23 protein-coding genes are annotated in these 23,455 nt (G+C 53.7%); 10 read left to right on the top strand and 13 right to left on the bottom strand.

Annotation, left to right across the window (positions count from 1 at the left end; genetic code table 11):
* Window positions 1-50 precede the first annotated feature (50 nt).
* Entirely contained in the window at window positions 51-1,301 is a 1,251-nt protein-coding gene (gene yjeH / locus OGV50_RS03095; RefSeq protein ID WP_200054029.1) for an L-methionine/branched-chain amino acid transporter, read from the bottom strand.
* A gap of 275 nt (window positions 1,302-1,576) precedes the next feature.
* Between yjeH and OGV50_RS03090 the strand changes: the two genes are divergently transcribed.
* The 3 genes from OGV50_RS03090 to OGV50_RS03080 all read left to right on the top strand — a co-directional run bounded on the left by OGV50_RS03090 (window position 1,577) and on the right by OGV50_RS03080 (window position 4,173).
* On the top strand, window positions 1,577-1,870 hold the full coding sequence (locus OGV50_RS03090; RefSeq protein ID WP_000027827.1) for a co-chaperone GroES: 294 nt from the start codon (window positions 1,577-1,579) through the stop codon (window positions 1,868-1,870).
* Between the two features lie 43 nt (window positions 1,871-1,913).
* Window positions 1,914-3,560, top strand: a complete 1,647-nt coding sequence (gene groL / locus OGV50_RS03085) for a chaperonin GroEL (protein ID WP_012134466.1) — start codon at window positions 1,914-1,916, stop codon at window positions 3,558-3,560.
* Window positions 3,561-3,819: 259 nt separating this feature from the next.
* On the top strand, window positions 3,820-4,173 hold the full coding sequence (locus tag OGV50_RS03080) for a DUF4156 domain-containing protein (protein ID WP_024130803.1): 354 nt from the start codon (window positions 3,820-3,822) through the stop codon (window positions 4,171-4,173).
* 179 nt (window positions 4,174-4,352) lie between these two features.
* Here the strand turns inward: OGV50_RS03080 and OGV50_RS03075 are convergent, their stop codons facing one another.
* A complete protein-coding gene (locus OGV50_RS03075; RefSeq protein WP_071257322.1) occupies window positions 4,353-5,216 on the bottom strand; it encodes a YjeJ family protein in 864 nt (287 codons plus the stop codon).
* A gap of 183 nt (window positions 5,217-5,399) precedes the next feature.
* Window positions 5,400-6,428 (bottom strand): EF-P beta-lysylation protein EpmB, encoded by a 1,029-nt coding sequence (gene epmB / locus OGV50_RS03070; RefSeq protein WP_200091126.1) that lies wholly within the window; start codon window positions 6,426-6,428, stop codon window positions 5,400-5,402.
* A 41-nt stretch (window positions 6,429-6,469) separates the two neighbouring features.
* Between epmB and efp the strand changes: the two genes are divergently transcribed.
* The 3 genes from efp to ecnB all read left to right on the top strand — a co-directional run bounded on the left by efp (window position 6,470) and on the right by ecnB (window position 7,615).
* Complete coding sequence (gene efp, locus OGV50_RS03065; RefSeq protein ID WP_012134461.1) at window positions 6,470-7,036, top strand: elongation factor P; 567 nt, start codon at window positions 6,470-6,472, stop codon at window positions 7,034-7,036.
* 189 nt (window positions 7,037-7,225) lie between these two features.
* Complete coding sequence (ecnA, locus tag OGV50_RS03060) at window positions 7,226-7,360, top strand: lipoprotein antitoxin entericidin A (protein ID WP_024130802.1); 135 nt, start codon at window positions 7,226-7,228, stop codon at window positions 7,358-7,360.
* A gap of 108 nt (window positions 7,361-7,468) precedes the next feature.
* Window positions 7,469-7,615 carry a lipoprotein toxin entericidin B gene (ecnB, locus tag OGV50_RS03055; RefSeq protein ID WP_024130801.1) on the top strand — a complete coding sequence of 49 codons (147 nt, stop codon included), beginning with the start codon at window positions 7,469-7,471 and terminating at the stop codon, window positions 7,613-7,615.
* Between the two features lie 30 nt (window positions 7,616-7,645).
* On the opposite strand, the gene OGV50_RS03050 is transcribed toward ecnB, so the two are convergent.
* Window positions 7,646-8,245 carry a LuxR C-terminal-related transcriptional regulator gene (locus OGV50_RS03050; RefSeq protein ID WP_049011510.1) on the bottom strand — a complete coding sequence of 200 codons (600 nt, stop codon included), beginning with the start codon at window positions 8,243-8,245 and terminating at the stop codon, window positions 7,646-7,648.
* Between the two features lie 255 nt (window positions 8,246-8,500).
* Between OGV50_RS03050 and sugE the strand changes: the two genes are divergently transcribed.
* Window positions 8,501-8,818 (top strand): quaternary ammonium compound efflux SMR transporter SugE, encoded by a 318-nt coding sequence (sugE, locus tag OGV50_RS03045; RefSeq protein WP_012134457.1) that lies wholly within the window; start codon window positions 8,501-8,503, stop codon window positions 8,816-8,818.
* Between the two features lie 16 nt (window positions 8,819-8,834).
* On the opposite strand, the gene OGV50_RS03040 is transcribed toward sugE, so the two are convergent.
* The 5 genes from OGV50_RS03040 to frdA all read right to left on the bottom strand — a co-directional run bounded on the left by OGV50_RS03040 (window position 8,835) and on the right by frdA (window position 12,772).
* The gene (locus tag OGV50_RS03040) at window positions 8,835-9,368 is read right to left on the bottom strand and encodes a lipocalin family protein (RefSeq protein WP_047459488.1); all 534 of its coding nucleotides are present in this window, start codon (window positions 9,366-9,368) and stop codon (window positions 8,835-8,837) included.
* A gap of 109 nt (window positions 9,369-9,477) precedes the next feature.
* A complete protein-coding gene (gene frdD / locus OGV50_RS03035) occupies window positions 9,478-9,837 on the bottom strand; it encodes a fumarate reductase subunit FrdD (RefSeq protein ID WP_012134455.1) in 360 nt (119 codons plus the stop codon).
* A gap of 10 nt (window positions 9,838-9,847) precedes the next feature.
* On the bottom strand, window positions 9,848-10,243 hold the full coding sequence (gene frdC, locus OGV50_RS03030) for a fumarate reductase subunit FrdC (protein ID WP_200091128.1): 396 nt from the start codon (window positions 10,241-10,243) through the stop codon (window positions 9,848-9,850).
* Window positions 10,244-10,253: 10 nt separating this feature from the next.
* Window positions 10,254-10,988, bottom strand: a complete 735-nt coding sequence (frdB, locus tag OGV50_RS03025) for a fumarate reductase iron-sulfur protein (protein WP_104867865.1) — start codon at window positions 10,986-10,988, stop codon at window positions 10,254-10,256.
* On the bottom strand, window positions 10,988-12,772 hold the full coding sequence (frdA, locus tag OGV50_RS03020) for a fumarate reductase (quinol) flavoprotein subunit (RefSeq protein ID WP_047459485.1): 1,785 nt from the start codon (window positions 12,770-12,772) through the stop codon (window positions 10,988-10,990). The genes frdB and frdA overlap by 1 nt, the downstream gene beginning before the upstream one ends.
* 324 nt (window positions 12,773-13,096) lie before the next feature.
* Here frdA and epmA point away from each other — a divergent pair, with 324 nt between their 5' ends.
* Both epmA and yjeM read left to right on the top strand, forming a co-directional pair.
* Complete coding sequence (epmA, locus tag OGV50_RS03015; protein WP_012134451.1) at window positions 13,097-14,074, top strand: elongation factor P--(R)-beta-lysine ligase; 978 nt, start codon at window positions 13,097-13,099, stop codon at window positions 14,072-14,074.
* A gap of 218 nt (window positions 14,075-14,292) precedes the next feature.
* The gene (yjeM, locus tag OGV50_RS03010) at window positions 14,293-15,795 is read left to right on the top strand and encodes a glutamate/gamma-aminobutyrate family transporter YjeM (protein ID WP_200091130.1); all 1,503 of its coding nucleotides are present in this window, start codon (window positions 14,293-14,295) and stop codon (window positions 15,793-15,795) included.
* An 84-nt stretch (window positions 15,796-15,879) separates the two neighbouring features.
* On the opposite strand, the gene mscM is transcribed toward yjeM, so the two are convergent.
* The 3 genes from mscM to rsgA form a co-directional block, all read right to left on the bottom strand.
* On the bottom strand, window positions 15,880-19,206 hold the full coding sequence (gene mscM, locus OGV50_RS03005; protein WP_071257327.1) for a miniconductance mechanosensitive channel MscM: 3,327 nt from the start codon (window positions 19,204-19,206) through the stop codon (window positions 15,880-15,882).
* Between the two features lie 16 nt (window positions 19,207-19,222).
* On the bottom strand, window positions 19,223-20,191 hold the full coding sequence (gene asd, locus OGV50_RS03000) for an archaetidylserine decarboxylase (protein ID WP_012134448.1): 969 nt from the start codon (window positions 20,189-20,191) through the stop codon (window positions 19,223-19,225).
* 91 nt (window positions 20,192-20,282) lie between these two features.
* Entirely contained in the window at window positions 20,283-21,335 is a 1,053-nt protein-coding gene (gene rsgA / locus OGV50_RS02995; protein WP_058668459.1) for a small ribosomal subunit biogenesis GTPase RsgA, read from the bottom strand.
* 106 nt (window positions 21,336-21,441) lie between these two features.
* On the opposite strand from rsgA, the gene orn reads away from it, so the two are divergent.
* Entirely contained in the window at window positions 21,442-21,987 is a 546-nt protein-coding gene (gene orn, locus OGV50_RS02990) for an oligoribonuclease (protein ID WP_049011514.1), read from the top strand.
* A 394-nt stretch (window positions 21,988-22,381) separates the two neighbouring features.
* On the opposite strand, the gene OGV50_RS02985 is transcribed toward orn, so the two are convergent.
* Entirely contained in the window at window positions 22,382-23,386 is a 1,005-nt protein-coding gene (locus tag OGV50_RS02985) for an IS110-like element IS4321 family transposase (RefSeq protein WP_000427623.1), read from the bottom strand.
* Window positions 23,387-23,455 lie beyond the last annotated feature (69 nt).

Below are 23,455 nucleotides of genomic sequence, written 5' to 3'. Positions count from 1 at the left end.
TCAGCGGCGTCATCCGGCATAAATGCCCGGTGGCGCTATGCTTACCGGGCCTACAACTGCTGACGCTTAGCCAACCTGCGGGGTAAAAACAGCCACAGCGCCGTCAGCATAATCAGCGCGTACAGGCACTTCCATCCCACCATCGCCAGCAATAACAGACACAGCAGAGCGCCAGTCACCGCCAGCGCGCGATAGCGTCCTGCCAGCAACCGACACCCGGCCAGCATACACAGCAAGTAGATCATAATGAAAATGCCGTTGGCATAGACGATCAGCGCGTCGAGATTGATCTCAAGGATGTAAATGCACAATGTGCTGAGTACGCAACAGCCCAGTACGGCGTTCAGCGCATTGCGGGGAACGCGGCGGGCAGAAAGGCGTGCCAGATAATGATCTGGCCTGTCCTGCGCCTGTGACCAGACAAGGCGGGCGAAACTCTGGATATAGATATTCAGGCTGGCGAAGCAGGCCAGATAACCAATAATGCAGGCGACCCACAGCGCCTGTACGCCAAACAATCGCACGACGATGTCAGGGAGCGACGCTGCCGCCGCCATTTGCGCGCCGTAGGCGTCAAAATGCAGAACCGCCACCGTACACGCCCAATAAACGGAGCCAGCCAGCAGCAGACCGATCATCAGTGCGCGCGGGAAATCGCGTTCAGGGTTTTTAAATTCTGATGCCAGATGGGCGAACGCTTCAAGGCCGACAAAGCACCAGAACATAACCGACAGCGCGGCGAACAGGGCGGGCAGCTCAATATCCGCAGGGGCAGGGAATGGAATTTGGTTCGGCTTGAGATCGCCCGCCCACCAGATGGCGACAATCAGCGCCACAATCAGCCCGGCAATGATCGTTTGCAGGTTGGCGCTGGAACTGGCGCCGCGAGAGCCAATGAACCACACCAGCGCCAGCGTGCCGAATTCCGCCAGTAAAAGCTGCCAGCCGTGCCAGCCAAACATCGCCTGACCGAACCCGGCGGCGATATGCAGCGCCGCTGGCAGGCCGACGGGGATGACCGACAGGAACAGCCATCCGGTGACGCGCGCCATTCGCGAACCAAACGCCATCCCGACAAAATGCGCCACGCCGCCCGCACTGGGGAAATGACGCCCCAGGATGGCAAAAACAATCGCCACAGGAAAGACTAAAACGATGAGCGCAGGCCAGGCCCACAGGCTGTTATTGCCCGCCACCAGCGCGGCCAGCGCCGGGACGGCAAAGACGCCGGTTCCTAACAGTGATGTCGACAACAGGCCCACGCCCTGAGCCAGTCCCAGCTCTTGTTTTAGTCCACTCATGAGTCACTATCCGGTTACGCCCAATTTTTGGGCAACTGCGCAGATTTTCGATGGTAACACAATCGGATTTACTTATGACGGGCCGCCTTAAATCGTTATGAAATGTGAGGTGAGCTACCGTTTTCGCGCGATTTTCTGCTGATAAGAATTTTTTTTCATCTGCCCCCTTGAAGGGGCAAAAACCCATCCCCATCTCTCTGGTCACTAGCCGGGAAACCGTTCACGGGCCGGCGTCACCCATAACTGATAAAGACTTTCTCAAAGGAGAGCTATCAATGAGTATTCGTCCGTTACATGATCGTGTGATCGTCAAACGTAAAGAAGTTGAATCCAAATCTGCTGGCGGCATTGTTCTGACCGGTTCCGCAGCGGGTAAATCAACGCGTGGCGAAATCATCGCTGTCGGTAAGGGTCGCATCCTGGATAACGGTACTGTGCAGCCGCTGGACGTTAAGGTTGGCGACATCGTTATTTTCAACGATGGCTATGGTGTGAAATCTGAGAAGATCGACAATGAAGAAGTGTTGATCATGTCTGAAAGCGACATTCTGGCAATTGTTGAAGCGTAATCCGCGAACGACACTGAACATACGAATTTAAGGGAAAGAGAAAATGGCAGCTAAAGACGTAAAATTCGGTAACGACGCTCGTGTGAAAATGCTGCGCGGCGTAAACGTACTGGCAGACGCAGTGAAAGTGACCCTCGGTCCGAAAGGCCGTAACGTGGTTCTGGATAAATCTTTCGGTGCGCCGACCATTACTAAAGATGGTGTTTCCGTAGCGCGTGAAATCGAGCTGGAAGACAAGTTCGAAAACATGGGCGCGCAGATGGTGAAAGAAGTTGCCTCTAAAGCGAACGATGCGGCAGGCGACGGCACCACCACCGCGACCGTACTGGCTCAGTCCATCATCACTGAAGGTCTGAAAGCCGTTGCTGCGGGCATGAACCCGATGGATCTGAAACGTGGTATCGACAAAGCGGTTGCTGCTGCGGTTGAAGAACTGAAAACCCTGTCCGTACCGTGCTCTGATTCTAAAGCCATTGCTCAGGTTGGTACTATCTCCGCTAACTCCGACGAAACCGTAGGTAAACTGATCGCTGAAGCGATGGACAAAGTCGGTAAAGAAGGCGTGATCACCGTTGAAGACGGTACTGGTTTGCAGGATGAGCTGGACGTGGTTGAAGGTATGCAGTTTGACCGTGGCTACCTGTCTCCTTACTTCATCAACAAGCCGGAAACTGGCGCAGTAGAACTGGAAAGCCCGTTCATCCTGCTGGCTGATAAGAAAATCTCTAACATCCGCGAAATGCTGCCGGTTCTGGAAGCCGTTGCGAAAGCAGGCAAACCGCTGCTGATCATCGCTGAAGATGTGGAAGGCGAAGCGCTGGCTACGCTGGTGGTTAACACCATGCGCGGCATCGTGAAAGTGGCGGCGGTTAAAGCGCCGGGCTTCGGTGACCGTCGTAAAGCGATGCTGCAAGATATCGCAACCCTGACCGGTGGTACCGTCATCTCTGAAGAGATCGGTATGGAGCTGGAAAAATCTACCCTGGAAGACCTGGGTCAGGCAAAACGCGTTGTGATCAACAAAGACACCACCACCATCATTGATGGCGTGGGTGAAGAGTCTGCGATCCAGGGCCGTGTCACTCAGATCCGTCAGCAGATCGAAGAAGCCACTTCCGATTACGACCGTGAAAAACTGCAAGAGCGCGTAGCGAAACTGGCAGGCGGTGTTGCGGTTATCAAAGTTGGCGCTGCGACCGAAGTTGAAATGAAAGAGAAAAAAGCACGCGTTGAAGATGCCCTGCACGCGACCCGTGCTGCGGTTGAAGAAGGCGTGGTTGCCGGTGGTGGCGTAGCGCTGATTCGCGTCGCGTCTAAAATTGCGGAACTCAAAGGCCAGAACGAAGACCAGAACGTGGGTATCAAAGTTGCGCTGCGCGCAATGGAATCCCCGCTGCGTCAGATCGTGCTGAACTGCGGCGAAGAACCGTCTGTTGTGGCTAACACCGTTAAAAGCGGCGACGGCAACTACGGTTACAACGCAGCAACCGAAGAATACGGCAACATGATCGATATGGGTATCCTGGACCCGACCAAAGTAACCCGTTCTGCTTTGCAGTACGCGGCATCCGTGGCTGGTCTGATGATCACTACCGAGTGCATGGTAACTGACCTGCCGAAAGGCGATGCTCCTGACTTAGGCGCAGCCGGCGGCATGGGCGGTATGGGTGGAATGGGCGGCATGATGTAATTGCCCACACCCTGCATCCTTCAGGCCGCAGATGCGTTGGCTGCGTTTGCTAACCCCAGTCACTTACTTGAGTAAGCTCCTGGGGATTAACAAACTGGCCGCCTTCCTGCAACCAGAATGATTTGGGGGCTCATCTCCCAGAATTTAGAAACCCCCGGGCAGAAATGTTCGGGGGTTTTTCTTTTGGTCATCTTTTTAGTATAAGATTCAGACATGGACGACGTGAGTGGCGTCCAGCTCATTGATTATGGGGAATAACATGCACGTAAAATATTTAGCAGGGATCGTCGGTGCTGCGCTGCTGATGGCGGGTTGTAGCTCCAGCAACCAACTGACCGCTGCCGGGCAAAGTGTGCGTTTTGTGGAAGACAAGCCTGGTGCAGAGTGCCAGTTGATCGGCACTGCGACCGGTAAGCAAAGCAACTGGCTTTCTGGTCAGCACGGTGAAGAGGGCGGCTCTATGCGTGGTGCAGCGAACGACCTGCGTAACCAGGCTGCGGCAATGGGCGGAAATGTGATTTATGGCGTCAGCAGCCCAACGCAGGGAATGTTGTCCAGCTTTGTCCCGACCGCCAGTGAAATGAACGGTCAGGTTTATAAGTGCCCTAACTGATTACACTTCATTCTTCAACCTGCCTCTTTGTTGGCTGCGCTGTGAAACCCCAGTCACATAGTTATCTGTGCTGCTGGGGATTTCTTTGCTTGCCGCTGCGATGCAGGTTGAATGATTTTGTGTAATACAGTGGGTCTATACAGGCGCATGTGGTCTTAGGCCGGATAAGCGCAGCGCCATCAGGCGTTTTTCGCTTTCTCAACCGACTGAACGCGTAAATGATGCAACGCGCGCAGGCACTGCTCCTGAGTGAGTTTGTGCGTCTTATCAGCGGTTAGCGTTCTGACAAACACCTGGCACGGTTTCCCGGCCAGCTTCTTCAGCCGTGGGCTGAAATCAAGCAGTCGGCGTGAAATGGCCTCTGCCTCTTTGCTGCCAGAAGGGGTGCGGTTTTTCACCACGGCGCCGCTAAAATGTGTTTTACCTGTCTCATCGGTATAACGATAGAGCACCGCCAGATAATGGCTGAAGAGATTGTGCTTCCATTCAGGTTGCGCGTAGGCGTCATATTCCAGATTACCGTTATCCAGACAGTCAGCATCATATAATGGCAGAAAATCCAGTAGTGATGTAATACGCAGCACCAGCTCACGCATACCGGCATTATCTATAGCGCGAATAATTGCGCGCACCAGAACGTCAATCTGTAATTCATTAATCATCAGCTCGCATGTTTTACCGTCATGCAGCGTAAAAGAAAGCATGACGTTTTCGCTCTGGTCGTCTACCAGCGTTAATGTATTCACCCGGCGATTAATATCTGCGTTTTTGAGTTCCTCTTCCTGAATGGCCGGAATGCTCTCAAGCATTTTTTTACTGACTCTATCCCGTGCTTTTTCATATTGTTGGCGAGCGTTGGGGGACAGGTGATGCTTCTGGTGCAGCCTGCTTTCCAGAGCGATCAGCAGATCTCTTAATTCCAGTGCCGTCAGAAAAAACAACGACTCTTTATTCCTCGGTTCTTTTATTTTTAATGCCAGCGCAATAAACTCATTCGCTTTGCGAATAACGCCCGTATTAACGCCTTTGATACTCATCGCCATAAAGGTTCTCCCTAACCAATTATTAATCAGGTAACTTAATTTGAATCAATATATAATTTTGAACTATATTCAGTGTGTTATGTTATTAAAATAACATAATATGGAAAGTGTCGCGCTATATGAACGGATTCAAATAAGCGATTTTAAGGGCGAGTGTCCGAAACCGGACACTCGTTTGAACAATTATTGCTGGCGTAACTGCAAATCTAATGGTGTTTTGCTCGGCTCCCCGCCAATTTCACGCGCCAGTCTGGGCACCATATAACCGGATACCCGCGTCAGCAGTTCACGCATAATTCGCCGCGCTTCATCGTCGCTCACCATGAAATGCGCCGCGCCCTGAACTTTATCCAGCACATGCAGGTAGTAGGGCATGACGCCGGCGTCAAACAGCGCATTGCTGAGGTTTGCCAGCGTTTGCGCGTTATCGTTCACCCCGCGTAGCAGTACGCTCTGGTTGAGCAGGGTAACGCCCGCGTTGCTCAGCGTCGTCATGGCCTGACGGAACGTGTCGTCAATTTCGTTGGCGTGGTTGATGTGGTTCACCAGCAGAATTTGCAGAGAAGAGCGCGCAAAGCGGGCTGCCAGCCCATCCGTAATGCGCGCGGGGATCACGATCGGCAAACGACTGTGGATACGCAGCCGTTTGATGTGCGGAATCGCTTCCAGTTGCGTAAGCAACCAGTCCAGTTCGTGATCTTTCGCCATCAAAGGATCGCCGCCGGAGAAGATGATCTCATCCAGTTCAGGGTGTGCGGTGATGTAGTCCAGCGCGACCTGCCAGTTGCGTTTGTTGCCCTGATTATCCGCATACGGGAAGTGGCGACGGAAGCAGTAGCGGCAATTTACCGCGCATCCGCCTTTTACCAGCAGCAACGCACGGTTGCGGTATTTGTGCAGTAATCCGGGCACGACGCTGTGCTGTTCTTCCAGCGGGTCGGTGGAAAAACCGGGGGCGGTTACGAATTCGTCCTGCGAGGTAAGTACCTGACGCAGAAGCGGATCGTTGGGATTGCCTTTCTCCATACGCGCGATGAAAGATCGCGGTACGCGCAGGGCGAACAGGCGTTTGGCGTCGCGTCCGGCCAACAGTTTTTCATCTGCGTCTATATTCAAAAGATGCAGTAGTTCATCGGGATTGGTCACAACATCGGCAAGTTGCGCTAACCAATCTTCTCTGGATGGGGTATTTAGGGTTACAATATGCGCCATTTTGTGGCTTAGCTACCAGTTAACAATTTTCAGAGGGCCTTATGGCAACGTACTATAGCAACGATTTTCGTGCTGGTCTTAAAATCATGTTGGACGGCGAACCTTATGCGGTTGAAGCCAGCGAATTCGTTAAACCGGGTAAAGGCCAGGCGTTCGCACGCGTTAAACTGCGCCGCCTGCTGACCGGCACTCGTGTAGAGAAAACCTTCAAATCCACCGACTCTGCTGAAGGTGCTGATGTTGTCGATATGAACCTGACTTACCTGTACAACGACGGTGAGTTCTGGCACTTCATGAACAACGAAACGTTCGAACAACTGTCTGCTGACGCCAAAGCGATCGGCGACAGCGCGAAATGGCTGCTGGATCAGGCTGAGTGCATCGTGACCCTGTGGAACGGCCAGCCGATCACCGTGACCCCGCCGAACTTTGTTGAGCTGGAAATCGTAGATACCGATCCAGGCCTGAAAGGCGATACCGCAGGTACTGGCGGCAAACCGGCTACGCTGTCTACTGGTGCAGTGGTTAAAGTTCCGCTGTTCGTCCAGATTGGCGAAGTGATCAAAGTGGATACGCGCTCTGGCGAATACGTATCCCGCGTTAAATAAGACGCTGACATTAAGATTGATGACAACGTCTGAAATGCCCGATGGCGCAAGTTTATCGGGCCTACGGCGACTGCGTGACGCATGGGTATTACCGCCATCCGGTAAAACAGACGTGGAGTTTGTCAGCAATTTGCTAAGTTGAATTTATGGTGCGGCATTGAGCTGCGCCATACCTTTTCCAGGGCAGGAATGATGAAACGTCTTATCAGTCTTGTAGCACTCATTCTTTTCACCGGCGCGTTGCTGACGGGGTGTAATACCGCGCGTGGCTTTGGTGAAGACATCAAACATCTCGGCAATTCTATCTCTCACGCTGCCAGCTAATTATTTCCAGGTGTCTTAAAAAATCGTCGAACGCCCGTCACATTGCGGGATCTTGTCTATGCTTAAGTGGCTATACACAAACAACATTGGCTAGAAAAGGAAGACGTTATGGTTAAGAAAACAATTGCAGCGATCTTTTCTGTTTTGGTGCTTTCTTCCGTGCTAACTGCGTGTAATACAACACGCGGCGTTGGGCAGGATATCTCTGAAGGCGGCAGCGCCATTTCAGGCGCCGCGACCAGAGCCCAGCAATAAATGTGAACGGTACGGCGTGGCGTCGTACCGTTAATTGATTTGCTCCGGTAAGGATAAAAACGGCGAGTAGCGATTATCCATATGCAATTTCATGCGGATATTGCGTTTGTAGGTGTAGACCGTTTTGCCGTGAATACCGAGCGCAGCCGCGATCGCGTTGTTTCCCGCACCTTCCATCCACATTGTCAGCACCTTTTCCTCCTGCGGCGTAAGCAGCGGCGTGGCGGTTTTTGGCGTGTCAGTAACGGACTGGGCAAGCAGCACGTCCTGAATATTCCGCGATAGCTCATGCAGCGTGGCCTGTTTCGACACTACGGCATGAACCTGATACAGCGGGTCGCTATCGGCCTGGTACTGTCCGCCGCCTGATTGCAGCAAAATTAAAGGCGTGGCTCCGCAGGCCATCAGGAGCGGCGCTGCTGGCTTAAAAGAGTGGCTGTAGTTGAAAAAACTATATAAGTCAGCGATAACCAGATGAGGTTTCCACTGGGAAATATGCTCTTTTGCCAGTAGCAGGTTATTCAACCCTGATACCAGGAACGAAGAATCAAATAAGCCAGAATGATTAAGCCAGGCCTCTATCCCCGTGCGGGTGAAATGGCAGCGGTCAATCACTAAAATTTTTAACATAAACTTTCCGCATCCAGAAGTAGGCGATGGCTTCCTGACCTCAGAAAGCGTCTCATCATAGAGAAGTCCGATGAGCGTCGAATGCGTGAACTGCGCTGCGAATTGCGCCCAATTCATGCTTTTGCAACGGCGGAAAATAAAAGGGTTGAATTTGATTTTTTCGCAGGCAAAAATGCTTTCTCACACCTCTGCTTTGCAGGACGACCTGCAAATGTATCTTTCACCGGGGACGGCCCCATTTTTCTGGAGCCAGATATGTCCTGGATAATTTTGTTCATTGCGGGTCTGCTTGAAGTCGTTTGGGCGGTTGGCCTGAAATATACCCACGGATTCAGTCGCCTGACGCCCAGCGTCATTACCATTGCGGCGATGATTGTCAGTATGGCGCTGTTGTCATGGGCGATGAAAACGCTGCCTGTCGGTACTGCCTATGCGGTCTGGACGGGTATTGGCGCGGTAGGGGCTGCCATCACCGGTATTTTGCTGCTTGGCGAATCCGCCAGTCCTGCGCGTCTGGCGAGCCTTGCGCTGATCGTAGCGGGGATTATTGGGCTGAAGCTCAGCGCTCACTAATCCTCCGGGAAAAGCGTTAAGCGCCGGGTTGTTTTACCCAGATTAATTTACTGACATCAAACCCTTCCCGGGTCGCGACGGCCAGCATCTGCTGCTTCATCTCTTCGGAGAGCGTCGGCGTGCGTGAGAGTATCCACAGGTAGTCGCGATCCGGGCCGCACACCAGCGCATGGCGGTACTCTCTGTCGATCGCAATGACGTTATACCCGCCGTAGAAAGGGCCGAAGAACGATACTTTCAGCGCGGCGCGGCTGGGGTCGCCCGTAAACCAGGCTTTCCCTTCTGTTTTCTGCCACATGCCCCTGTCCGGGTTGTAGCCTTTGTTGAGGACGTTCAGGCCACCGTCATCCCGCAGACTGTAGGTTGTCGTCACTTTTTCAAGACCGCTTTCAAAGCGGTGATCGAAACGCGCGATTTCATACCAGGTGCCCATGTAGCGTCTGGCATCAAAGTCAGTGACAACGGTAACGCCCCTGGGCGGGACAGGCGTGCTACACGCGACGACCAGAAACGCAGCGGTAACGGCGGCAACGACAGGCAGCAGGCGCATGGGATTTTCCTTAGCGGTTTTTTCTAAGTGTAGAACCTGGCGGGAGAAATAAGGGGGAAGGGGAAATAAAAAAGCGCCCTCTTATCGCGCAGATAAGAGGGCGTATGGCTTAGATTGTGAGGATACCGATTGCTGTAACAACGGTCAGAATCGCCGCCAGACCGTAGAATACCCATTTTCCGCTTGGCACATGGATTTTCAGGTCATGCATCGCATGGTGCATACGGTGTAAACCGCACCACAGCGGCAGGACGATCATCAGGAACAGGAACGCGCGGCCAATGAAGCTCTGGGCGAATGCCAGTACGCGTTCATAGCTCAGCGCATCGCCCGGGAAAAGTCCCAGCGGCAGCAGAATACCCACCAACAGAACCATTACCGGCGCAATAATCGCGCCCCACATACCACCTGCACCGAACAGGCCCCAGAATACGGGTTCGTCAGAGCGTTTTGGATTTGGATTAATCATCCCGGACTCCTTACCAGTACAGGGCAACATACAGTATGACTACGGTGACAACCGCAGTAACAACCCAGAGACCTTTAATGATCGGCTCTGGCCCCATTTTTTCGTCTTTAACAATGATGTTGGCGGCTTTTGGCGCCAGCTCAAACCAGGTTTTGGTGTGCAGCAAGGCTGCCGCCAGGGCGATCAGGTTTAAGATCACCACTATCGGGTTTTGCAGGAAGCCAACGAAGCCCATCCAGGATTCCGCGCCATGTTTGAGGGCAAACAGGCCGAAAATCAGTTCAATGCTGAACCAGACTGCCGGAACCGCCGTGCCTTCGCGCAGCATGTAAAAGCGATAAAACGGCAGTTTTTTCCACCAGGTGGACGTCATTGGCCGCACATAGGCTTTGCGTTTAGTCGTCATGTTGCACTCCTTAGCGTGGTTTCAGGGTGGCGATAAGAAAGTCTTTCGAACTTTCCACTTTACCCTGCTGAATGGCCGCAGCCGGATCGACGTGTTTCGGACAGACTTCGGAGCAGTAGCCCACGAAGGTACAGGTCCATACGCCGTTCTGACCGTTTAACTGCGCCATACGCTCCTTCTTACCGTGGTCGCGGCTGTCTTCGTTATAACGATGCGCCAGCGTGATCGCCGCCGGGCCGATGAACTCAGGGTTCAGGCCGAATTGCGGGCACGCGGCGTAGCACAGACCACAGTTGATGCAACCGGAGAACTGGTGATACTTCGCCATCTGCGCCGGGGTCTGGGTATTTGGCCCCTGATCCGGCGTACGCGGGTTGCCGATGATGTACGGTTTGATCGCTTCCAGGCTCTCGATAAAGTGCGTCATATCGACGACCAGATCGCGTTCGATCGGGAAGTTCCCCAGGGCTTCAACCTTCATACCCTTGGTGTAATCACGCAGGAAGGTTTTGCACGCCAGTTTTGGCACGTTGTTGACCATCATGCCGCAAGAACCGCAGATCGCCATACGGCAGGACCAGCGGTAGCTCAGGTCCGGCGCCAGGTTATCTTTGATGTAGCCTAACGCATCCAGCAACGACGTCGCTTCATCGTAAGGCACTTCGTAGAAAGCACTGTGCGGCGCGGTGTCGGTTTCCGGGTTATAGCGCACCACCTCAATTTTCAGGTTTTTCATCTCAGCCATTACGCCTTCTCCTTCTTATCGGCGGCTTCCGCTTCAGCGCCATACACACGTTTTGCCGGTGGCAGAGTGGTGATTTTCACGTCGCTGTATTCCAGGCGAGTTGTGCCATCAGCATCGCGGAAGGCGAGGGTATGTTTGAGGAAGTTGACGTCGTCACGCTCGGTGCAGCCTTCGTCCAGACGCTGGTGAGCGCCGCGTGATTCTTTACGTGCCAGCGCGGAGTGCGCCATACATTCCGCTACGTTCAGACCATGACCCAGCTCGATGGTGTACAGCAGGTCGGTGTTGAATACGCTGGAGGTATCGGTGATGCGAACACGCTTGAAGCGTTCCTGCAACTCCGCCAGCTTATCCACGGTTTTCTGCATGAGTTCCGGCGTACGGTAGATACCGCAACCTTCTTCCATCGACAGGCCCATTTCATCGCGGATTTTCGCCCAGTTCTCGTTGCCTTCCTGGTTAACGAGGTCTTTCAGACGTTGTTCAACGCCCGCAACCTGCGCATCAAGCGCAGCGTCGTTAGCTGTGCCTGCGGTTGAGGCGCGTTCCATTGCTTGTTCGCCCGCCAGACGGCCAAAGACCACCAGTTCCGCCAGAGAGTTAGAACCCAGACGGTTAGCGCCGTGCAGACCCACAGAGGAGCACTCGCCAACGGCAAACAGACCTTTAATGCGGGTTTCGCAATTCTGATCGGTTTCGATGCCGCCCATGGTGTAGTGCGCGGTCGGACGAACCGGAATCGGCTCTTTAACCGGATCGACACCCACGTAGGCTTTCGCCAGTTCGCAGATGAACGGTAAACGTTCGAGCAGTTTTTTCTCGCCCAGATGGCGCAGGTCGAGGTAAACCACATCGCCACGCGGCGTGGAAATGGTGTTGCCTTTGCGCCATTCGTGCCAGAACGCCTGAGACACTTTGTCGCGCGGCCCCAGTTCCATGTATTTGTTTTTCGGCTCGCCAAGCGGTGTTTCCGGGCCCATGCCGTAATCCTGCAAATAGCGGTAGCCATTTTTGTTGACCAGAATACCGCCTTCACCACGGCAGCCTTCGGTCATCAGGATACCGGAACCCGGCAGACCGGTCGGGTGATACTGAACGAATTCCATATCACGCAGCGGTACGCCGTGGCCCAGCGCCATGCCCATACCGTCGCCGGTCACGATGCCGCCGTTGGTGTTGTAGCGATACACGCGGCCTGCGCCGCCGGTAGCCATCACCACCGCGTTGGCGCGGATCTGCACAAGCGTGCCTTCCATCATGTTCATGGCCACGAGGCCACGGGCATGACCGTCATCGACCAGGATATCCAGGACGAAGTGTTCATCAAAGCGTTGGATTTGTGGGAACTGCAAAGAGGTCTGGAACAGGGTATGCAGCATATGGAAGCCGGTTTTATCCGCGGCAAACCAGGTACGCTCAATTTTCATACCGCCGAAACGACGTACGTTGACGCTGCCGTCCGGGCGACGGCTCCACGGGCAACCCCATTGCTCAAGTTGCGTCATTTCAGTTGGACAATGGTGGACAAAGTAATCCACGACATCCTGTTCACACAGCCAGTCTCCGCCCGCTACCGTATCGTGAAAATGGTAGTCAAAGCTGTCATGATCCTGGGCGACAGCGGCTGAACCCCCTTCGGCAGCAACGGTGTGGCTGCGCATCGGGTACACTTTTGAGATCAGTGCGATTTTAGCGTTAGGATTCGCCTGCGCGGCAGCTATTGCAGCACGTAATCCCGCGCCACCGGCGCCTATAATGGCAAGATCGGCTTGAAAGGTTTGCACGACATTCCTCCAGATTGTTGTTATTTCGTCCCCGTACACCATCAGATTGAACTCCTGATTGATGCGGGTTGCGAACGCGTTTCCACTGCTCCTTTATAGGTACAACAGTATAGTCTTACGGATGTGAGGGAAATTTGACGTGTTCGATTTTTTTAGCGCATCAACGGGTCGATTTATCATTGATTCTGATTAATTTAATTACTAAACCACCTGGCTTCACTTTTTTTACTTTTCCGGCGGAGCGCATTATTCCCGCACAAAATTTGTTTCACTGGCGTGTTACGAGTAGACTTCGTGCCCTTGTCTTAAATCGGAGAAAGTACCATGAGCGAAACGGCAACCTGGCAGCCGAGCGCGTCCATTCCTAACCTGTTAAAACGTGCAGCAATTATGACGGAGATCCGTCGTTTCTTTGCCGATCGTGGAGTGCTGGAGGTTGAGACGCCCTGCATGAGCCAGGCGACGGTAACGGACATTCATCTGTTCCCGTTCGAAACGCGTTTCGTCGGCCCTGGCCACTCTCAGGGCATGAACCTTTATCTGATGACCAGCCCGGAATACCACATGAAACGCCTGTTGGTGGCGGGATGTGGCCCGGTTTTCCAGCTGTGCCGTAGCTTTCGCAACGAAGAGATGGGGCGTCATCACAACCCGGAATTCACCATGCTGGAGTGGTATCGTCCCCACTACGACATGTACCGTTTGATGAACGAAGTGGACGACCTGCTGCAACAGGTGCTGGAATGTCAACCTGCGGAGAGTCTTTCTTACCAGCAGGTGTTTCAGCGCCATCTGGAGATTGATCCGCTGTCTGCGGATAAAACTCAACTGCGCGAAGCGGCGGCGAAGCTGGATTTAAGCAATATCGCGGATACCGAAGAAGATCGCGATACGCTGCTGCAACTGCTGTTTACTATGGGCGTGGAACCGCACATTGGCAAAGAGAAGCCGACGTTTGTGTACCATTTTCCGGCAAGCCAGGCATCGCTGGCGCAAATCAGCACTGAAGACCATCGGGTGGCTGAACGCTTCGAGGTTTACTTCAAAGGTATTGAGCTGGCGAATGGTTTCCACGAACTGACGGATGCGCGCGAGCAGCAGCAACGCTTCGAGCAGGATAACCGTAAGCGCGCCGCGCGAGGCTTACCGCAGCAGCCTATCGATAACAATCTGCTGGAGGCGCTGAAGGTGGGGATGCCTGACTGTTCCGGCGTGGCGCTGGGCGTGGATCGTCTGGTGATGCTGGCGCTGGGGGCGGAAAGCCTCGCTGAGGTTATCGCTTTTACCGTTGATCGGGCATAAATCTGAAAACCCCTCTTTTGCGAAACAAAATGGCGCAATGAGCGCCATTTTATAGCACATTTTTTCAATTCCCCTCTTATAGCCACAATATAAGTCTGGATGTTTGATACCATTCAGGTATCAATTCTGTGTTGATTTTTATTGCTGACCTCTGCAAGGGGGCAGTGCAAACCGGTGAGCGCCGTTTAGCCAACGTGCCCAGAGTAAGGGATGGTTTCATGAACCAGACAATAAAGAAGATGAGCCTGGCTGGCCTCATCCTGATGATATTTACGTCCGTTTTTGGTTTTGCCAATAGCCCGTCGGCGTTTTATTTAATGGGGTATAGCGCGATCCCGTGGTATATCTTTTCTGCATTATTATTCTTTATTCCATTTGCCTTAATGATGGCTGAAATGGGTTCTGCTTATCGAAAAGAAGAGGGCGGAATCTATTCGTGGATGAATAATAGCGTTGGCCCGCGTTATGCGTTTATCGGCACTTTTATGTGGTTCTCCTCCTATGTTATCTGGATGGTGAGCACTGCGGCGAAAGTCTGGGTGCCTTTCTCTACGTTCTTGTTTGGTGCAGATATGACGCAGCACTGGCGGATCGCCGGGCTTGAACCGACGCAGGTTGTTGGTCTGCTCGCCGTCGGCTGGATGATTCTGGTGACCTGTATCGCATCAAAGGGAATTAATAAAATTGCGCGTATTACGGCAGTAGGGGGGATTGCCGTGATGTGTCTTAATTTGGTTTTGTTGTTAGTGAGTGTCGCTATTTTGTTATTAAATGGTGGGCATTTTGCGGAAAATATTCATTTTGTCTCCTCGCCCAATCCCGGATATCAATCCGGCCTGGCCATGCTCTCATTTGTTGTTTTCGCTATTTTTGCCTACGGCGGAATTGAAGCGGTAGGCGGCCTGGTGGATAAAACAGAAAAGCCGGAAAAGAACTTTGCGAAAGGAATTGTTTTTGCGGCAATTGTTATTTCCGTTGGTTATTCGCTGGCGATATTTTTATGGGGCGTTAGCACCAACTGGCAACAGGTATTAAGTAATGGCTCCGTTAACCTAGGAAATATCACCTATATTCTGATGAAAAGCCTGGGGATGACGTTGGGTAACGCGCTGCATCTGTCGCCGGAAGCGGCAATGGCGACCGGCGTCTGGTTTGCGCGTATCACTGGCCTCTCCATGTTCCTTGCCTATACCGGCGCGTTCTTTACGCTGAGCTACTCGCCATTGAAGGCCATTATCCAGGGAACGCCAAAAGCGCTGTGGCCTGCGCCGATGACGACGCTGAACGCGGCAGGTATGCCAGCCACCGCAATGTGGATGCAGTGTCTGCTGGTGAGTCTGTTTATTCTGCTGGTCTCTTTTGGCGGTGATACCGCGTCGGCGTTCTACAACAAACTGACGCTGATGGCGAACGTGTCGATGACGTTGCCGTACCTGTTCCTCGCGCTGGCCTTCCCGTTCTTTAAGTCTCGCGAAGGCCTGGAACGGCCATTTGTGATCTTCAAAACCCATGTTTCTACGATGCTGGCAACGGGCGTGGTCGTGCTGGTGGTGACGTTTGCGAATGTGTTTACCATCATTCAGCCGGTGATTGAAGCCGGGGACTGGAATAGCGCGCTGTGGATGACCGGCGGCCCGATATTCTTCTCGCTGTTAGCGATGGCGATTTATCAGAACTACAGCCGCCGGATGGCAAACCAGCCCCAGTGGGCGGTGGAGTAATCTTTTTGCCGTTACCCGGCCTACGCGTTCATTGCTGTTCTGTAGGCCGGGTAAGGCGAAGCCGCCATCCGGCATTATTACGGCTTACAAACTTCCCACCGGGCGACTTTTCCTGGCGGCGGATGTCAGCGTTCTTCCAGTCTGCCTGCCATTCAGGCTTTCCAGGCGCATCTGGAACGGCGGGAATGGCATATCAATACCGTGCTCATGGAAGCCCGCCAGAATCAACTGGTGGATTTCGTGGCGCAACGGCATACGGTGCCCCATCTCTGCGGCATAGATACGCAGTTCGAAGATCTGAATCCCCTGTTGCAGGTCAACCAGGAATACTTCCGGCGCCGGGTTGTCGATCACCAGTGAACAGCGGTGCGCCGCAGTCAGCAGAATTTGCGTCACCTCTTCGCTATTAGCGTCTGACGGCGCCGGGATGGTCAGCACCACACGCGTTACCGAATCCGACAGCGACCAGTTGATAAACTGCTCGGTGATGAACGCTTTGTTCGGCACGATAATCTCTTTACGGTCCCAGTCGCTGATGGTGGTGGCGCGGGTGTTGATTTTGGTCACGCTGCCGGTAAGGTCGCGAATGGTCACCGTATCGCCAATACGAATCGGCTTTTCGAACAGGATGATTAAGCCGGAAATAAAGTTGGCGAAGATCTCCTGTAAACCAAAGCCCAGACCGACACCGAGCGCGGCGACCAGCCATTGTAACTTCGACCATTCAATGCCAATCATCGAGAAACCGACCAGCCCGCCAATCAGCATCAACAGATACTTGGTGATGGTGGTGATGGCGTAGCCGGTGCCGGGCGTCAGATCCAGATGCTGCAAGAGCGCCAGCTCCAGCAGTGCGGGCAGGTTACGCACCAGTTGCGTGGTGATGATAAACACCAGGATCGCAATCAACACCGCGCCCAGCGTAATCGGCTCCAGACTTTCAACCCCTTGCACCGTGGAGGTGACATCCCACAGCGAGATATTCTCCAGGAAGCCAAAGGCGGAATGGATTTCCGACCACAGCACAATGACCGACAGCAGGGCGATAAGCATCAGGATAGAACGTACCAGGCGCAGCGACTGGGCGCTGATGGCGTCGAGATCCACTTCGCTTTCATCCACTTCGACGGCCCCTTCGAGGCTGGTGGAGTGGGCGGGTTCTTCTTCACCGCGCGCACGTTGCGCCAGCATTTCGGCCCGGCGATGCTTAGCGCGATCGAACGCCAGACGGCGACGCTGAATCAGCATCCAGCGGCGAATGACGTGATAGATAACCAGCAGCAGGAACCAGATAGCAACGGAGGTCTCCAGTCGCGCCAGCAGCGCCTGTGCGGTGGCCAGATAGCCGACAGCGGCCGCAAGGATCGCAATGAGCGGCGCGCCCATCAGCAGATTCCAGAGCATACTGTTAACCATATTGTCACCGCTGCCCTCTTTATCGAGGTACAGCGGGATACCGGCGCGCTTCAGACTCAGCGTGACAATCGCGAGCGCGCCGCAAATCAGGATGAAGCAGAGACGCCCCAGCGACGCGGAGAACTCCCGATCGTTAAGATTATCAAACATAATCAGCGCCATAATGAGCGGGACAATCAGCCCGATGCTCATCAGGTAATAGCGCATGGCGCGCGCGACACGGTTTCGGGGCCAGCCAAAATGCGCCACGAACAGACCGTTAGGGCGGGCAAAGGTGGCGCAAATCATGACGACCCACAGCAGCGGAACCGTTGCTGTCACCCCGTCGCCGATGGCGACGGCCAGAGGATAAGGCCATGCCTCCTGCAACCCATAGCCCAGCGTGGCCCACAGTACGGGCAGCGGGGAGGCGACCAGAATCGACCAGAACACGGTGCGCAGCGTCAGCCAGAAGTGATCCTGCGTGACTTTCCCGACGCGGGAGGATGAACGCTCCAGAAAACGGGTGAAATGTTTGCGCGAATAGAGACTAAAACCAACCAGCACCAGCGCGCCAAACAGCGGCAGCAGCGTCTCCTTGCTGGTAAGCATCATGATGCTGGCTTTGCCGAGCTGATTGAACGTATCCAGTGAGATCAGTCGACGCAGATCCTGAACGAGGCTGATAGGCCACGAGAGCGACATCGGACTCACGTCAGACGTCCAGAACAGGTAACGGTGAGTGGCTTCGTTGACCTCTTTCAGCGCGTCTTCCAGTTGACTATTGGACACTTTCAGCTTGGTGAGTTCGAGGATCAGCGTATCACCGCCCTGCAACAGTGAATTCAGCAGCTCGCGTTGGGTACGCAGTTGGGCGTCAAGAATGCGGCTCTGCTCAGAGGTCAGCGTTTGACCGTCGGCCTGGCGAATCTGACGCAGTTGCGGTTGTTTGTTGAGCAGATCTTCGTAGCGCATACGGTGTACGCGCAGCTGCGCCATTTCGGTGTCTAACTGCTGTGGCTTGGGCATTTCCGGGAGACGCGATACCTGCGCGCGCAGGGCTTCCCCCAGCATATTCGATACGCCTAACCACTGCGACTGTTCCCGCAGGGTGTTCAGGGCCTGACGAACCTGTAGCGTCTGGCTGGTGGCCTGGCGTTGCTGTGAGGCCACCAGATCCATGCGTTGCGCCTGCTGGTTAAGCGCCTGTGACAGCTCGCGGTTCACCTTGAACTGTTCGATAATGCCCGGCGGCAGGTCAGCGCTGTTTTCCGCCAGCAGTTCGGTGCTTTCCAGCGCTCGCTCTGCTTCTCGTTGGCGCTGGCTGTTTAATTGATTGCGTAATGCCTGCAACCAGGCATCCAGCTGTTGGCTCTGTTTTTCCGCCAGTTCGGAGCGCATTCGCGCCAGTTCCTGACGGTTATTCGCCGAAAGCTGCGCCAGTTCCAGCTCATCAACCTGCGCTTTGAGTCTGGCGGATTCGGCCTGCATACTCAGATTTTGCGCCTGGTTGAGCGGGGAGTTGCCGCTGGCGGTGCCGATGCGCCGCTCAATCTCATTTAACTGGCGACGGGCATCCGTTTGCTGTTGTGGAAGCTGGCTTAACGAATCGGCGATTTCACGAGCGCGCTCTCGCTCCTGCTGGGCCTGACGGCTTTTATCCAGCAACTGGCTGCTGACCTGGAGGATCTCCTGGCTTAGCGCATCGGTGGACATGCCTGGCGGCACGCTGCGCGGTTCATCGCGCAAGTTATTGAGCTGTGCGCGTAGCGTCGCGGACAGCTTAGGGAAATTGTCGATAACTTGCTGATATTGTTCGGCGCGCTCAAGAGAACCTTTTCGTTCCTCAAGCGCGTTCAGCGCGGACTGGAGGGCCTCTACGGCCTCTGGCTGAGCGGGTTTTGCCGCTTTAGCCTGCTCCAGTTCCTGGGCAATCAGTTTGGCGTCGGGGGCCGTCGCAGCGTACGCCCCCAGGCTGAGGCACCAGGCCATCAGAAAAGTGATAATCAGGCGCACAGCAGCGATCCTTTATTTAACTTTCGTCTTTCTTGTCGTCAACCAGCGGGCTGGCGTCGTGTTCGGCGTTGATCTCTTCTTCCGGCAGCGGCGCGGGTTCCGCTTCAGGGGTCACGAAGAGTTCGGTAGAAACGGCCAGCGGCTGACCGATTTTGGTCACTGACAGGCTTTGCAGCTGTTCAGCCAGCGTGACTTTACCCGGCGCAAACAGGTTGATCACGGTTGAACCCAGTTTGAAACGGCCCATCTCCTGACCTTTCAACAGCGCCACAGACCCTTCGCTTTCCCCTTCCGGCCAGGTCCAGCGTTTGATCACGCCTTCACGCGGCGGCGTAATGGTTCCCGCCCAGACGGTTTCGATGCTGCCGACAATGGTCGCCCCGACCAGAATTTGTGCCATTGGGCCAAACTCCGTGTCAAACAGGCAGATCACGCGTTCGTTACGGGCAAACAGGTTTGGTACGTTTTGCGCGGTCAGGTGATTCACCGAGAACAGATCGCCCGGTACGTAGATCATCTCGCGCAGGATACCGTTGCACGGCATGTGTACGCGGTGGTAGTCGCGCGGAGAGAGGTAGGTGGTGACAAACGAACCGTTGCGGAACAGGTCCGCCATCAGGTAGTTACCTGCCAGCAGCGCTTCCAGGCTGTAGTTGTGACCTTTCGCTTGCAGGATTTTATCTTCTTCGATTTTACCTGACTGGCTGATCACGCCGTCAGCCGGCATTACCAGTACGTTTGGATCGGTATTCACCGGACGGACGTCGTCACGCAGCGGACGAACAAAGAAATCGTTAAAGGTGCGATAGCTGGCGGTATCCGGCTTCTGCGCCTCTTTCATATCGACCTTGTAGTATTTCACGAACAGATCGATAACCAGTTTGGTCAGCCAGCCCGCTCGTTTTCTCGCGCCCCAGCCCGCCAGGCGAGTGAGCCATAGTTTCGGCAGAATGTATTGTAGCGAAAGTTTAAATGAGTTTAACAAGGTAGCCTCCAGGCCATTGTTGTTCCTGAACCGGCATTGACGCCGGCATCCTGAAAAAAGGGGACGATTCTAGCGATGCTTAGCGTAGTTGTCAGTCGTCCATATCAGAAAAGTTTTTACGTGTTTTTACCTGTGCCATGCTTTCCAGAATGCGGTGATAATTTTCGAAACGGGTTTCTGCAATTTTACCGTCTTCTACCGCTTCACGGATGGCGCAACCTGGGTCGGTATCATGCTTGCAGTCGCGATATTTGCAATGGCCCAGGTAGTCATGAAATTCGACAAATCCGTGGGTGATTTGTTCCGGTTCGAGATGCCAGAGGCCAAATTCGCGTACCCCAGGGGAGTCAATCACATCGCCGCCGTGCGGGAAGTGATACAGGCGCGCGGCGGTCGTGGTGTGCTGCCCCAGACCGGAGTTATCCGACACATCATTGGTGAGGATCGCTTCCTGTAGGCCCAGAAGGGCGTTCAACAGGCTCGATTTTCCAACGCCAGACTGCCCGGCAAAGATGCTGATACGGCCGGTTAGCGCCTCTTCTAATGGTTTGAGGCCATCTTGCGTATGGCTGGATACCATCAACACGCGATAGCCGATGCCGCGATAGATATCCATCTGCTCGTTAACGAAGTCCATCCCTTCGTCATCCAGCAGATCGATTTTATTGAGCACGATAATCGGTTCAACCTGCAACGTTTCGCAGGCCACCAGATAGCGGTCGATAATATTGAGCGACAGCTCCGGCAAAATGGCGGAGACAATGACGATTTGGTTGATATTGGCGGCAATAGGCTTCACGCCGTCGTAGAAATCCGGGCGCGTTAGCACGGAGGTGCGTTCGTGTACGGCTTCGACGATCCCTTTGACGTTGACGCCTTCAGCCGCCGCTTTACCCGGACGCCAGACGACGCGATCGCCGGTGACCAGCGAACGGATCGTGCGACGGATGTTGCAGCGGTGAATCTCGCCATTGGCAGATTCTACGTCGGCATGCATGCCAAAGCGGCTGATGACGATACCTTCAGCGGTCTCGCCGAACAGGTTGTCATCGAAGTCTGCCTTCTCCGTGGACGTTTTTAGACGACGCTGATGATTGGCTTTCACGCGGCGCTGTTGGCCTTTGGAGAGTTTATTTTTACTCAATCGTACTGGCTCCTGGTCGCCCGCAATGGGCAAAACATCTATGATACACGCTATTTTAGATGAATATAGTCACACTGACTGTGACCTCTGAAGGGTGGAAAATAGCATGAGTGCCAATGAAAACAACCTCATTTGGATAGATCTTGAGATGACCGGCCTGGATCCCGAGCGCGATCGCATTATTGAGATCGCGACGCTGGTGACCGATGCCAACCTGAATATCCTGGCGGAAGGGCCGACGATTGCGGTGCATCAGTCTGCTGAACAGCTGGCGTTAATGGATGACTGGAACGTGCGTACCCATACCGGAAGTGGTCTGGTGGATCGGGTAAAAGCCAGCACGTTTGACGATCGCGCCGCAGAACTGGCGACCATTGAATTTTTAAAAGAGTGGGTTCCGGCAGGTAAATCACCGATTTGTGGCAACAGCATCGGCCAGGATCGCCGTTTTCTGTTTAAGTACATGCCTGAACTGGAAGCCTATTTCCACTATCGCTATCTGGATGTGAGTACGCTGAAAGAGCTGGCGCGTCGCTGGAAGCCGGAAATCCTTGCCGGTTTTACCAAGCAGGGGACGCACCAGGCGATGGATGATATTCGCGAGTCGGTGGCGGAGCTGGCTTATTACCGCGAGAATTTTATTAAGCTGTAAACGGCGTGTTTGCCGGATGGCGAAGCGAAGCGTCTTATCCGGCTTACGATTTGCCTGCCGGGTGTGCTTGCGGCGGGGTGAATTTGGCGCTAAATTGTACGCTTTGCTGATAAATTCAACACTCAGAACGAAAACGGAATCTATGGTCACTCCCGTTTTTGCAACACCGATTTTGACGACAAGTTGGCTTGCTTGAATCTATCCGGCGTCTGAATGGGATTTTATTCCCGCGCCTTGATGAGTTCCGCGCCTGATGAACCTCCAGAAAATATACGGCTTCAATGAGCCTTTCCGTTTTACAGGTTCCTCAACAGGCCGGTGGGCCGTTAGTATCATCAATATCAGTATTCGCAAAACCAGATCAGTAATTCTTTAAACCGGTGTATTTCTGCCGTTATGCTACATAAGTTTGCTGTCGTGCCGTTAGGGCCCAGGCTATTCTGGCCAGCTTGTTTGCCAGAGCACAAGTGACGACAAAGTTGCTTTTCCGGCACAGTAAATCCCTGACCCAATCGGCCAATTTGCCAGACTGGTGTTCCAGTTTTTGTATGAATACCCTGGCACATTGAACCAACAAAGTTCGGATCTTTTTATTACCTCGCTTACTAATTCCCAGCAATGTCGTCCTACCTCCCGTGCTGTACTGCCGAGGTACAAGCCCTGTTGCCGCCGCAAAGTCACGGCTGCTGGCGTACTGCTTCCCGTCGCCAATCTCAGTTGAAATAGTACTCGCTGTCAGTGTTCCGACGCAGGGAATGCTCAGCAAGCGCTGTCCAACCTCATCTTCGTCCAACTTTCGTTTCAACTGGGATTCCAAATCTTTAATCTGCTCAACAAGATAGTGATAATGCTGTTGTAATTTCAGCAATAACTGGCTGAGGTAAAGAGGCAAACTATTATCCTCAAGAATGGTACTCAGTCGGCTAATAACGGCAGCTCCTCGGGGAACGCTAATGCCAAATTCCAGCAGAAAAGCATGCATTTGATTGGTTGTTTTTACCTTATCCTGAACCAGGGATTCACGGACACGATGCAGAGCCCGCATTGCCTGCTGAGATTCCGTTCTGGGCTGCACAAAACGCATAGACGGACGCGATGCAGCTTCACAAATAGCTTCGGCGTCGACAAAGTCGTTTTTATTGCTTTTAACGAACGGGCGGACAAATTGTGGTGATATCAGCTTTGGGGAATGCCCCAACTCTTCCAACTTGCGTGCCATAAAGTGAGAACCGCCACAGGCTTCCATTGCGATGGTTGTAGCGGGGCATGTCGCCAAAAATTCGATCAACTTTGGCCGGGTAAATTTTTTACGGTAAACAGCCTTCCCGCGACGATCCTGGCAATGAATATGGAAAGAGTTTTTACCCAGATCGATACCAATGAGCGCAATGTTTTCCATGATAGTTCTCCGAATGAAAGCCTGTCCTCAGCATAGTACCGGGAAGGAGGGAGTGACCATCTCATTAAA

Source organism: Citrobacter sp. CK180 (assembly GCF_030333655.1).
GTDB lineage: Bacteria > Pseudomonadota > Gammaproteobacteria > Enterobacterales > Enterobacteriaceae > Citrobacter_B > Citrobacter_B koseri.
The sequence above is the reverse complement of the archived record's forward strand: the minus strand, read 5'-3'. Positions and strand labels throughout refer to the sequence as shown.

What these genes read in the sequence shown, in the direction of transcription:
- yjeH (WP_200054029.1), bottom strand. Translation starts at nt 1,301, where the DNA reads ATGAGTGGACTAAAACAAGAGCTGGGACTGGCTCAGGGCGTGGGCCTG.
- OGV50_RS03090 (WP_000027827.1), top strand. Translation starts at nt 1,577, where the DNA reads ATGAGTATTCGTCCGTTACATGATCGTGTGATCGTCAAACGTAAAGAA.
- groL (WP_012134466.1), top strand. Translation starts at nt 1,914, where the DNA reads ATGGCAGCTAAAGACGTAAAATTCGGTAACGACGCTCGTGTGAAAATG.
- OGV50_RS03080 (WP_024130803.1), top strand. Translation starts at nt 3,820, where the DNA reads ATGCACGTAAAATATTTAGCAGGGATCGTCGGTGCTGCGCTGCTGATG.
- OGV50_RS03075 (WP_071257322.1), bottom strand. Translation starts at nt 5,216, where the DNA reads ATGGCGATGAGTATCAAAGGCGTTAATACGGGCGTTATTCGCAAAGCG.
- epmB (WP_200091126.1), bottom strand. Translation starts at nt 6,428, where the DNA reads ATGGCGCATATTGTAACCCTAAATACCCCATCCAGAGAAGATTGGTTA.
- efp (WP_012134461.1), top strand. Translation starts at nt 6,470, where the DNA reads ATGGCAACGTACTATAGCAACGATTTTCGTGCTGGTCTTAAAATCATG.
- ecnA (WP_024130802.1), top strand. Translation starts at nt 7,226, where the DNA reads ATGATGAAACGTCTTATCAGTCTTGTAGCACTCATTCTTTTCACCGGC.
- ecnB (WP_024130801.1), top strand. Translation starts at nt 7,469, where the DNA reads ATGGTTAAGAAAACAATTGCAGCGATCTTTTCTGTTTTGGTGCTTTCT.
- OGV50_RS03050 (WP_049011510.1), bottom strand. Translation starts at nt 8,245, where the DNA reads ATGTTAAAAATTTTAGTGATTGACCGCTGCCATTTCACCCGCACGGGG.
- sugE (WP_012134457.1), top strand. Translation starts at nt 8,501, where the DNA reads ATGTCCTGGATAATTTTGTTCATTGCGGGTCTGCTTGAAGTCGTTTGG.
- OGV50_RS03040 (WP_047459488.1), bottom strand. Translation starts at nt 9,368, where the DNA reads ATGCGCCTGCTGCCTGTCGTTGCCGCCGTTACCGCTGCGTTTCTGGTC.
- frdD (WP_012134455.1), bottom strand. Translation starts at nt 9,837, where the DNA reads ATGATTAATCCAAATCCAAAACGCTCTGACGAACCCGTATTCTGGGGC.
- frdC (WP_200091128.1), bottom strand. Translation starts at nt 10,243, where the DNA reads ATGACGACTAAACGCAAAGCCTATGTGCGGCCAATGACGTCCACCTGG.
- frdB (WP_104867865.1), bottom strand. Translation starts at nt 10,988, where the DNA reads ATGGCTGAGATGAAAAACCTGAAAATTGAGGTGGTGCGCTATAACCCG.
- epmA (WP_012134451.1), top strand. Translation starts at nt 13,097, where the DNA reads ATGAGCGAAACGGCAACCTGGCAGCCGAGCGCGTCCATTCCTAACCTG.
- yjeM (WP_200091130.1), top strand. Translation starts at nt 14,293, where the DNA reads ATGAACCAGACAATAAAGAAGATGAGCCTGGCTGGCCTCATCCTGATG.
- orn (WP_049011514.1), top strand. Translation starts at nt 21,442, where the DNA reads ATGAGTGCCAATGAAAACAACCTCATTTGGATAGATCTTGAGATGACC.
- OGV50_RS02985 (WP_000427623.1), bottom strand. Translation starts at nt 23,386, where the DNA reads ATGGAAAACATTGCGCTCATTGGTATCGATCTGGGTAAAAACTCTTTC.